Below are 11,598 nucleotides of genomic sequence, written 5' to 3' on the forward strand. Positions count from 1 at the left end.
TACTACATTTCTTTGTATTCTTTAATCAAATCAGGTAGCTCACTTTCTACTATCTCATCTTCCTCTATGAGCAGATCTGTAATGCTAATTGATAATGTTTCTGCTATTGCATATAATTTTTCCAGTGGAATGGCCACACGTCCTTGCTCATAGTTGCTTATTTCATCACGTGTTGTATCCATTTTCTCAGCCAAATCCTTCTGAGTATATTCCCGTCCATTCTTTTATCTTTTTTCCTATTTTATAGTAGATAGAACCTGTTTTTTCTTCAACACACTCATTAGCAGAGAGGCCAATTGCTTGTGAAACAACATCAACAGAAATTCCTGCTTTAACCAGACCCTTTGCAATTTTTATTTTCTCTGCTTTTTTACTACTTTTCTCACTAACTTGAACCAATTTGGTCAGTAAACAAAACACTCTACGTAACTCCTGACCGCCAATCTTTTTATATTCTCTTACTAGATTTAATATTTCTTCTCCCTCATCTTCAAGACAGATTTTTTCATTTGATACAGGAATGAGATCTATAATACCAATCGATAACACTTCTGCTATAGCGTACAACTTCTCAATCGAAATTTTTCGTGTTCCTTTTTCATATTGTAGTACTATTTGATACGTTACGCCGATTTTTCCCGCTAAATCTTTTTGAGTATAACCTCGCTTTAACCTCCAGCTCCTTACTTTTTGTGCTATCTGATACCTTATTGAGATGTTTGCCATAAATATTATACAGGTTAATACTACCAAATAAAGATATAAAAAAGGGATGCTTCTTTCTATGTTTGAATTTTAGTTGAATATTTCTTCACAATTGTGTATAATTATTAATGCTTTCTAGGTTAATTCGTCATGGCTCTTTCAAAATTTTTAGATCCTAAGCTTGATTTAACATTTAAGAAAATCTTCGGTACTGAAAAAAATAAGAATATCCTTATTCACTTTCTAAACGATATCTTAGGCTTTACTGGAATCAACGTTATTCAAGATGTTGAGTTTCTCAGCACCATTATGAATCCTGAGATTGCTTCTGATAAACAAAGCATTGTTGATGTTCTTTGTAAGGATTCATATGGAAATAGATATATTGCGGAAATGCAACTCGCTCGTGATAAAGGATTTGAAAAACGCGCTCAACTTTACGCTGCTAAGGCTTACTCGAGGCAGGCTGATAAAGGTGGTAAGTACATTGATTTAAAGAAGGTTTTCTTTATTGCTATTTCTAATTGTAATTTATTTCCTGATAAGCTTGATTATATATCTAGCCATACCATAAGAGATGAAAAAACTAATGAGCATGATTTGAAAGATTTTCAATTTATCTTCATTGAGTTACCAAAGTTTCCCAAAAGTAGAGAAGAGCAGCTAGAAAATGTAGTAGATCGTTGGCTATTTTTCTTTAAATATGCAGAAGAAACAACTGATGAAGATTTAAGGAAAATAGCAGAAAAATCACCAATAATAAAGTTAGCATATGATGAGTTAGATAAATTTCATTGGAATGAGAAGGACTTATTAGCATATGAAGAAAGAGTAATGGATTTACAGAAAGAAGCTGCTATCTTGGAACAAAAACTCGATGATGCTAAACTAGAAGGTAGACAAGAAGGCATCCAAATTGGCCGTGAAAAAGGTAGGGAGGAAGGAAGAAAAGAAGAAAAAGTTGAAGTCGCAAAAAACCTACTTAGGGCTGGTGTTTCCATTGATATCATCTCTCAAACTACAGATCTTCCTCAAGCTGAAATTGTACAGCTCAAAAAAGAAATATCCTGAAATTACAGTGATCTTTGTAATTGGTTATCCACTATTAGATAATTTAAATAGGTTCTAGGTTTATAATCTGCCTTCCCTGGTAACTGACTTTCTGACTAGCTAATGTTAACAAAGGAAACAGCAGCAAGTATAAAATTTATTGTTCTTTTCGGATTATTGTAAAAAGAGTTATACTTTTGTTGTTTGTACTATCTCTTCCACATTCTTGCTATTTTTCAAGTTACCAAGATATTCCCTAGCTGCCATACTTATCATTTTATTACTGTACTTCACTTTTAAGTATTAAATAATTTACTTATTAAATATTATTTTTAATATAAATTAACATTTGTATGATATAATTAAATTATTGAATATATTTATCATGGGCAAAAATGCTAATGAGCAAAGTATTCTAGACACTAATTTCAAGAGAGTGCAACAGAATTTGCTAAGTCATTTTGAAGATATGATTCCTAATGATATTACAAAATTTCCAGAAATTGAAAAAAAGGTATCAGGTTTTACCAGAGGTTACATTGCTCAGTATAGATATAATAACGGCACAGTAGGAAAATTTTGTATAAAATCATTCTATAATGGAGATAAAGACTGTTATGATAATGACATTGCTGAACTTATAAGAGAATACATAGCTGGTGATGTGCAACGATTACTTCTCTATAATAGATCACCAAAAATTTCCATTATAACGCAAAAAGGCAAAAAAGATAGAATCTACCTTGGATCAAAATTTTTACTTTCATTCTTAACATATGAGACACTTATCGATATGGTAGAACCTAAAGATGAAGAAGAATTAAAAGGGGAACTTAGAAATGTTAAAGGCTATAATAAAATATTAGCAGCAGGAATAATATTACGTGATCGTGATATTAATAATACAGGTAATATTGGAATTATGGAAACATACGAAGATGATAGCGAATGCCTTGCACTGGTTCTGTCGCATCTATAAATTGTAGTACAAGAAGATTGTAAAAACTGGAATTATGAGAGTTATAGAGCCATTAACATAGCAAAATTTTCAAAAGTAGAACCATTATCATTAGCTTTAATAATTTGTCTTTTTTTAATCATACGAATATTTTCTATGCCTGTGATGGTGATCTTTGCAGAATGGAAGCTTTTAAACCCAAGCATTAGTTTTATTAATTTTTTGATAAATCTATCAACAATATTATTTAGATATCTTACTTGAAAAACCGTGATTCTATAAGGTTCAGGAATTTCCGTATTCAAGTCATCAAGAGCAGCAATATTACTGCCGCTTTTATCAATTACTACTTTCTCAGGAAGATTATTCCTTCTAAAGGCTTTACGAAAGAATGCAAGTGCTGCAGACTTGTCTCTACGAGTACACAGCAGAAAGTCTACAGTATTGCCGAGACTATCTAGTGCTCTGTATAGATAAACCCATTTACCGTTTAATTTTATGTAGGTCTCGTCCATTCTCCAGCTACTGCCAACCTGCTTCTTCCTTTTCCTCACCTCTTCATCTATCAGTGGCACAAATCCACCTTTGTAGCGTAGCATGATCAATTTTCGCTCCTCTTATACTCATCATTTCTTCCAAATCTCGATAGCTCAAAGAAAATCGACACTTCATGTATACTGATAACATCTGCTGAAAAGCTAAATCCTTTGAAATAGGGCAATAATTTTGGACTAATACGCAACATCTTTGCTTTTTTAAAGATGATTATATTACTCTTTCTATTTTCCTACAAATGAAACTGACTTCGCTCTATAGATGCGACAGAACCCATGTACATCATCAAGATCGGAATAGACGCAATAACAATATGAAAAATCTATCCTTGCTTCATAAGCACTGCCACGATCAATTACATGGAAGTATGCATGAAAAGCACCAAATTAGAGAGAAGCCGGATGATGGGAAACTATCAAGTTCGGTTTTGAAGTCGAGTGGGGAGAGGTGACTTTCTCCACTTAGATAACACAATAGTGGTTTTGGGTGCGGAAGTGATTGTGTTGTCTAAGTTATTAGTAATATATACTATTAAGTCAGTATTCATTCGTTAAGAACTTTCATTAAAGATTATCAAAAAAACTTCTAAATAGGGATTGACAAGTTTTAGAGATGGAGTATTTTATGAGAAGTATATTGAGCTATTAATTTTTTATGTACAATAAATATGATAGTGAAAATATTTTTCTTTATATTATGAGGTAGCTGTTTTATTCAGAAAAAGATTTTTTTCTTACTTTGAAATTGAGTTGTTTTTATGGAGGGTTAAATGATTAATGAATTATTTGCTACTGTACGTAGTGGAGATGCCAATCAAGTTGCGGATCTTATCAATAAAGGGGCTGATGTTAATGCCAGGGACAATAGAGGCAATACTCCTCTACATTTAGCTGTTCTTGCAGATAAATTACAGGTAGTAGAAAAGCTTATAGAGGGAGGGGCTGATGTTAATGCTAAGAATAATCATGGCGCTACTCCTCTGCACTGGGCTGCTCTTAATCAGAATGTCAATATAGTAGAAAAGCTTATAGAGAAAGGGGCTAATGTTAATGAGAAGAATAAATATGACAATGTCCCTCTGCACTATGCTGCAGGTTATGGTAGCTTAAGTGTAATAGAAAAGCTTATAGAGAAAGGGGCTGATATTAATGCTAAGTCCAGTAATGGCGATACTCCTTTGCACTTGGCTACTAAAAATAGTCATTTAGATGTATTAGAAAAGCTCATAAAGGAAGGAGCTAATGTTAATGAAAGAAACAAATATGGTAATATCCCTTTACACTGGGCTGCAAGTTATGGTAGGTTAAGTATAGTAGAAGAGCTTATAGAGGAAGGAGCTGATATTAATGCTAAGAACAATAATGGCAATACTCCTTTGCATTGGGCTGTTAAAAGCAGTCATTTAGAAGTAGCTAAATTTCTTATAAGTAATCATGCTGACGTTAACGCTAAAAATAAAGATGGTTGGACATCTTTGCACTTTGCAGCTGCTTATGGTAATTTAAATATAGTTAAGCTCATTCTTGATAAAAGTGATTATGTTGATGCTAGAGGAGCTTTAGCCATGGCAAATACGCTTAATGAAGAAAACAGCTTAGAAATACGAAACCTTCTAGAAGAAAGAATAAGAAGAAATGAAGAAATCATCCAACATCTTAATTTACAAGAAGAAAGCAGCTCCCTATCAACACGTGTCCATAATCGCCGCAGTATTACACAAGAAGATGAAAATTCGTTGCAAAATGATAAGATAGGTCCTAATAAAATAGGGGTTACAAGCGGAACAAGTAAGCCATCTTCATTTATCAATATTTTTGCTTACACTACGATAGGTACTATTAAAGGTATTTTTCAGTTTGTTTCTTCTCCTTTTAAGGCAGCTATAAGTATGGAACCTTCTAAAGCTATTACAGTTCAAGGTATTGATAACAACGGTGTACTTCTTTTATTAGATGTATTTATAAGGAAAATCACAGGTCAGAAGTATATTTCCACAGTAGTTCAGTCTATATCACCATTAGAAGCACAGGGCTATGAATTAAATATTATAGAGGAATTTGAGAAAGTAGTAGAACAAGCTGCATTAAAAAGTGGGGTATCAATGCATCGGTTAAATATTGATTGTGTAGAAATGCAGAAAGAGGTTACTGCAAAAATCACGGGTGGTAAGTTTAATGAGATTTCAGGATTTTTAAACTCATATGTAGAGAGGGCATGTCCTGGTAGAGAAGCGGTATATCCTGGTAAATTAAGTCCGAAAAAGTTTGACAAGTTTATGATAGAGTTTAATAGAAGGCTAAATGTTGTGCTAGATCAACCAATGCAACAGATGTTACACAACGGAGATGATAGATTAGAAGTTGATGGTGCAAAACAAATGAGTTTAGAGCCTCAAAGTTATTTAAGTAATGCTTCAGTTCAAGGTCATTTGACTCAGGCTAAGAGAGGATATAATTTAATTCCTTAACTTTTTGATTTCGTCGAGAGAGAGGCCAGTGATTTCAGCGATAACATCAATGGGTACACCGGCCTTTATTTTGATGACTTCAAGCAATGTGTGACTATTACGCCACCTAAAAAAATAATCATACACTGTCTTCCATAGAGGAAAATCTTTTGCTCTGCTGGCAAATACCTCTCATTATGTATCGTATAGCATGAATAATCGTTCTGATTTTATGCTTTCTTGGCCACACCTTATGCAACTCTTGGCTCAAAAAATTTCCATTCTTTGTCACTTACATCACCTGGATATATTTTTTACTGATCCTATCATATTATCTTCTACATCACCTGGATATATTTTTTACTGATCCTATCATATTATCTTCCTAAATTCCTTTCAAGATATGTTCTAAAAAGTAGAATCCGTTCAGCAGGGTGATAAAATAAGATAGAAAAGACAGCCATAGAAATAAATGGTGTCATCCCAATATGATGCTTTCTCTGTCATCCCAGTACTTGACATTGGGATCCAGTTTTCTTTATAAATTCATCAAAAGTGCTTCATTTTATAACGCAAAATCCATACTCACCAAACCCAATGCATTACTTGCAATATCAATTCCAGTATCAAGCACTGGAATGACACCATTTTTGCTTCGATATTTACACATTAGCCATGCATCTGAACGGATACAAAAGTAGAATTTATAATTCTATCTAAAAGGATACCGAAAAAGAGCAAGAGTCCTATCTGGGAATTATTTTTAAATATGGACATGCATTGATTAGAATCGTCTGGATTGAAATTTTTGTGTTGGTGGTAAAATATGAATCCTATAGCAAGTAAAGCAATATAAAAGATGTTATTTAATGATGATAGTATACCAGCATACAACCATGCCATTAAGGATATTAAGTAAAATCTTTTCAACCAAGATTTTGTTGTATTGCCAAAATATAATGCAGTAGATTTCATTCCTAATTTTTCATCATCTTTTTTATCTTGATGAGCGTATATAGTATCATAACTAAGCGTCCAAAAGACGCATCCTATATAAAATAGCAAGGATTCTATGCTAATCTGGTTTGTTATTGCTGCTGAACCCATGAGTGATCCCATGTTGAAAGTAAACCCTAAAAACAATTGTGGCCACCAAACGTAACGCTTTAGCAAGGGGTAGATAACTATCATGCACATTGAAATTATTCCAAGTATAAGAGTAGTTTTATTGGTTAATAATAAGATTACCAGGGCAATAGATAGTAACAGTGAAAGTAAAGCCAAAGCCTGCTTTATGTTTAATGCACCACTTGCAAGTGGCCTATATTTTGTTCGTTCAACGTGCGCATCTATTTCTCTATCGAAGATATCATTGATTATGCACCCTGCGGGTCTCATTAAAAATGCACCTATAGTAAACAAAACAAGGAGAAAAAGAGCTTGATACGATAGAGAAGTTGAGGCTAAAAGAATGCTGCTTAAGCTAGGAAATAGCGCAAGCCATAAACCTGTTAAACTGTGTATTCTCATTAATGAAAAATAATGGTTGAAATACATTAATTAAGTGTGACTATGTAATATTTTGCTTACATTGACAAAATTATCGAATGCTAAATCAGGCTTAAAAACTAACTCAGGTATAAATCGCAAATCAACATAACACAATATAGATTTACGTATTGACCATGCAGATTGGTTCATTTCATTAACAACAGTGCTGATATCATCATTATCATTTTGGATGTTTAATGAAGATAACACAATATATACATCTGCTTTCTTCAAATCTTTGCTTAGCTTTACATCAGATACTACTACTTTTTCATTAAGAACATTACCTTCCATTAAGACTTTTGATATTGCCCTGTGTAATACCGATGCTACTTTTAGGTTTCTAATTTCCTTTTTCATATTCAGCTACTATAATACCCTTTCTTCTTGCACTAATTGATAAGCTTCCAAAGTGTCTCCAACTTTAATATCGATATTACCCTCTAGCGATATTCCGCATTCAAAATTTACACCCACTTCTTTAACATCATCTTTAAATCTACGTAGTGCTTTTAACTTTCCTTCATGCACCAATTTGCTGCCACGTACTACCTTAATTAAAGAATCTTTTTTTATAACTCCATCAGTGACATAACATCCGATTATATTACCGGCTTTGGATGCATTAAATATTTGTCTTACAGATGCAGAACCAACACGAACCTCTCGTGTAACAGGCTTTAACATTCTAGTTAGATACATCCTCATGTCTTCAATAAGCTCATATATTATATTGTAAGTATGTATTTCTATACCTTTTTGTTTTGCTAATTCTCTTATTTTTGAATCCACTTTTACATTAAAAGCTAAAATTACTGCGCTTGATGCTTCTGCAAGCAGCACATCTGAATCTGTTACTCCTCCTACTGCTTTGTGTAGAATATTTAATTTCACTTGATCTTTACCAAGCTTATCAATTGAGCTTGATATTGCTTCAATAGAACCAGTAACATCGCACTTTAAAACTACAGATAGTTCTTCTGTTTCACTATCATTACGATTGAATATATCTAAATTATTGTCGTCTAAATCTTCTTTCTTTTTCTTGATTAATTCTAACCTGTATTCAACAATTTCACGAGCCTGCCTTTCAGAGTTTACAACAACAAATTTATCTCCAGCATTTGGTACACCATTTAAACCAGTAACTTCAACTGGAGTAGAAGGTAGTGCCGCTTTTTCTCTTTGACCAAGGTGATTAATCATACTGCGTACTTTGCTGTATGTTGTACCAACTATCAATATGTCACCAATCTTTAATGTTCCTTCTTCAACTATTAATGTAGCTGATATTCCTTTAGCTTTATCTATTTTCGACTCTATCACCCATCCAAGTGCTCGACAATCCTCTATTCCTTCTAGCGTCATTAATTCAGCAATTAATAAAATTGCCTCTTCTAGTTTATCTAAGTTGATTTTCTTTTTTGCTGATACTGGCACAATTATAACATCACCACCAAGTTCTTCGGGGATGAGGTCATACTGAGGCAAACTATTAATTATTCTTTCTACATCGCCAGGTTGTGATTTATCAATTTTATTAATGGCAACTATAATAGAGACATTTGCTGCTTTTGCATGGTTTATTGCTTCAACTGTTTGTTTCATGATTCCATCATCAGCTGCAACTACTATCACAACTATATTAGTAATATTGGCACCACGTGCACGCATTGCAGTAAACGCCTCATGCCCTGGTGTATCAATGAAAGTAATTTTTTGCTTATTTTTTGTCGTTAATTGATAAGCACCTATATGTTGAGTGATTCCACCTGACTCTCTTTCTGCAACATTAGATTCACGAAATGCATCGAGCAATGATGTTTTACCATGATCCACATGTCCCATAAAAGTAACGATAGGTGGTTTTGGTCTTTTAGGTAAGTTTTCTCTGTTGCTTATGAAGAGTAAATTCTTTTCTTTATCAGCATCACTTACTCGTTTAGCCGTATGATTAAATTTTTTTGCTATTTCGCATGCTATATCTGGATCTACTAGATCATCTACTCTATAGCTCTCCCCAACTTCTTCTTTGAGCATTTTTAGCACACTCTTGCTATCTTCTGCCATACGAATAGATAACTCCCTGATAGTTATTTTGTCTGGTATAATAACTTCTCTTGCTATATTTTTACCCTTAGTAAATTTTGATTGTTTACTTCTTATACCAAATTTTTGCTTAAATACAGAGAGGTGTTCATTTCTTTCATCTATTGCCTGTGTAATTACTAGCTTAGAATGCTTAGAGTATATATCTTTGCTAGCTTTAAAAGACTTTTTATCATTGTTCTCATATTCAATACTATCTTCTTTTTGTTCAACTGAGTTAGTATTACTTAAAACTTCCTTATTTATTTCTTTAGGTACAGAGTGTGATTCATTTTTATCTTTAGCTTCTTGATTGCTTTCTTCTTTTTTTATTTTCTCTTCTTGTTCTCTCTGATTCCTTTCTTTCAGCAAAGTAGCATTCTGTACAGCATTAATGCGGGAAATTTGTTCTTTTTCAGTTAAAGAGCCTGATTTACTCTCGTCAAATAAACTATATTCTTCTGCAGAATGAATTTTTCTTCTTTTTTTTACTATTGTAGTACCAGTACTTTGACTATCTAAAGAGTTTAAATTAATGTCTAATTTAAGCTTGCTTAAGCCTTGTAGGGTTAATTTTTTATTACTGATATCTTCATTATTCATATTGTTTTTATATTAATCCAAGCTTTTTACGTGCTTCTATGATTATTAAATCTGCTGTATCTTTTAGATTATTTTTATTATTAGTTGAGGAAGAGAGTATGCTATAAAACTCATAATTTGATAAATCTGCTATGTCCTCTAAAGTTTTAATATTATGTTTACTAAGAGCAATTTTATTATCTATTGATAAGGCTAAGTTGATTACATCGTCTTCCATACCTAAATTTTTTAGCTCTTCTATTTTTCTATCATTCTCTGCTCTCAGGTAATTGTTTGCTCTATTATGAAGCTCATTTGCAATATCTTCATTGAAGCCCTCTATTGAAGCAAGTTCCTTAATTGAAGTGTTAGATATATCTTCTACACTTGAAAAACCTTCTGTTACCAATAATTGGCCCATAATCTCTTCTAAATTTAAAGCTTCAGCAAATAAAACTGAACATTGACTAAATTCTTTATTTCTTCTTTCTGATTCTTGTTGAGTGCTTAATATCTCAATTTTCCATCCAACAAGCTCTGAAGCTAATCTTACATTCTGACCCTTTTTTCCTATAGCTAAACTCAATTGATCTTCAGCAACTATTAACTCTATACAATTTTCATTTTCGTCAATAATGACCTTTGATACTTCTGCAGGAGTAATGGCTTTAATAACAAATTGACCCAAATCTGATGAGTAATGTATGACGTCGATTTTTTCACCGTTTAATTCGTGTATAATAGTTTTTATTCTATCTCCTTTAACTCCAACGCAAGCACCTACTGGATCGATATTCTTATCAGATGAAAAAACAGCAACTTTAGATCTTGAACCAGCGTCTCTAGCTATACCCTTAATTGTTATCAATCCGTCAGCAACTTCTGGTACTTCTTGATTCAACAATGCCTCTAAAAAGCCTTCATGAGCCCTAGAAAGAATGATTTGACGTCCATCGTCAGAGCGCTTAACAGCCTGTATGTAAGCTTTAACCTTATCGCCTTCACGAAATGACTCACCACCAATTAAGTTTCGTAAAGGGAGGTATGCTCCAATTCCGTTTATGTCTATAATAAGATCTGAATATTCTACTTGTTTAACGATGCCATACCTCATTTCTCCTACCTTATCTTTAAATTCCTCATATTGCTTTTTTAACTCTTCATCTTTGATTATTTCAGAAATCTTTTGCTGGGCAATTCTTGCTGAAACAAGATCAGTGTTAAGAGAAATCAACTCACTAATAGTATCTCCAACTTTTGCATCTTCTTTTATTAACTTAGCTTGTGTCAACTTAATTAAGTCACACTCATTTTCATTTGATTCATCATGAATGACTTTTAGTTGTCTATATGAGGTAACTTTGCCTGTGTTTGTATCTATATTAACTACAATTTTACTTTTGCTACCATACTTTTGTTGAGCTACTGCTTCGATAGCACTTTTAAGTGCATTTATTATAATATTAAAATCCAAACCTTTTTGAAGTGAGAGCTCTCCCGCTGTTTTTATTACATCAAGGCTTCCAACTATGTTATTCTTGTTGCTTTTCTGCTTAACACTGCTTTTACGATTAGCAATCATATAAATAAATCCAATTTAATTAGTTATAATTATAGCTTCAACAGGTAAAAAAACGCTATCTTAAATGTTAAATGATTGCTA

The 11,598-nt window shown here is 32.9% G+C and carries 8 protein-coding genes and 3 pseudogenes; 4 read left to right on the forward strand and 7 right to left on the reverse strand.

The features are described from left to right. Positions 1-5: 5 nt before the first annotated feature. Positions 6-726: pseudogene (wmk, locus tag BWZ41_RS03295) on the reverse strand (WO male-killing family protein Wmk); the annotation flags it as partial. A gap of 129 nt (positions 727-855) precedes the next feature. Here wmk and BWZ41_RS03300 point away from each other — a divergent pair. Together BWZ41_RS03300 and BWZ41_RS03305 are read left to right on the forward strand one after the other, a co-directional pair. Next, positions 856-1,776 carry an Rpn family recombination-promoting nuclease/putative transposase gene (locus BWZ41_RS03300; protein WP_143689384.1) on the forward strand — a complete coding sequence of 307 codons (921 nt, stop codon included), beginning with the start codon at positions 856-858 and terminating at the stop codon, positions 1,774-1,776. Positions 1,777-2,140: 364 nt separating this feature from the next. Further along, a complete protein-coding gene (locus BWZ41_RS03305; RefSeq protein WP_143689385.1) occupies positions 2,141-2,734 on the forward strand; it encodes a hypothetical protein in 594 nt (197 codons plus the stop codon). A 41-nt stretch (positions 2,735-2,775) separates the two neighbouring features. Here the strand turns inward: BWZ41_RS03305 and BWZ41_RS03310 are convergent. Beyond that, a pseudogene (locus tag BWZ41_RS03310) lies at positions 2,776-3,458 on the reverse strand (IS6 family transposase). A gap of 48 nt (positions 3,459-3,506) precedes the next feature. On the opposite strand from BWZ41_RS03310, the gene BWZ41_RS07665 reads away from it, so the two are divergent. Then, positions 3,507-3,719, forward strand: a complete 213-nt coding sequence (locus tag BWZ41_RS07665) for a hypothetical protein (RefSeq protein WP_206663877.1) — start codon at positions 3,507-3,509, stop codon at positions 3,717-3,719. Positions 3,720-4,037: 318 nt separating this feature from the next. Further along, positions 4,038-5,735: an ankyrin repeat domain-containing protein gene (locus BWZ41_RS03315; RefSeq protein ID WP_143689386.1), complete on the forward strand. Its 1,698-nt coding sequence runs from the start codon at positions 4,038-4,040 to the stop codon at positions 5,733-5,735. Here BWZ41_RS03315 and BWZ41_RS03320 read toward each other — a convergent pair. The 5 genes and pseudogenes from BWZ41_RS03320 to nusA form a co-directional block, all read right to left on the reverse strand. Continuing rightward, a pseudogene (locus tag BWZ41_RS03320) lies at positions 5,724-5,819 on the reverse strand (Rpn family recombination-promoting nuclease/putative transposase); the annotation flags it as partial. The gene BWZ41_RS03315 and the pseudogene BWZ41_RS03320 sit on opposite strands and share 12 nt — an antisense overlap. Positions 5,820-6,383: 564 nt before the next feature. Beyond that, on the reverse strand, positions 6,384-7,271 hold the full coding sequence (ubiA, locus tag BWZ41_RS03325) for a 4-hydroxybenzoate octaprenyltransferase (RefSeq protein WP_143689387.1): 888 nt from the start codon (positions 7,269-7,271) through the stop codon (positions 6,384-6,386). A 3-nt stretch (positions 7,272-7,274) separates the two neighbouring features. After that, positions 7,275-7,625: a ribosome-binding factor A gene (locus BWZ41_RS03330; RefSeq protein ID WP_143689388.1), complete on the reverse strand. Its 351-nt coding sequence runs from the start codon at positions 7,623-7,625 to the stop codon at positions 7,275-7,277. A gap of 9 nt (positions 7,626-7,634) precedes the next feature. Continuing rightward, complete coding sequence (gene infB / locus BWZ41_RS03335; RefSeq protein ID WP_143689389.1) at positions 7,635-9,956, reverse strand: translation initiation factor IF-2; 2,322 nt, start codon at positions 9,954-9,956, stop codon at positions 7,635-7,637. Between the two features lie 7 nt (positions 9,957-9,963). Further along, positions 9,964-11,517, reverse strand: a complete 1,554-nt coding sequence (nusA, locus tag BWZ41_RS03340; RefSeq protein ID WP_143689390.1) for a transcription termination factor NusA — start codon at positions 11,515-11,517, stop codon at positions 9,964-9,966. Positions 11,518-11,598: the final 81 nt, after the last annotated feature.

This window comes from Wolbachia endosymbiont of Nilaparvata lugens, from assembly GCF_007115045.1.
GTDB lineage: Bacteria > Pseudomonadota > Alphaproteobacteria > Rickettsiales > Anaplasmataceae > Wolbachia.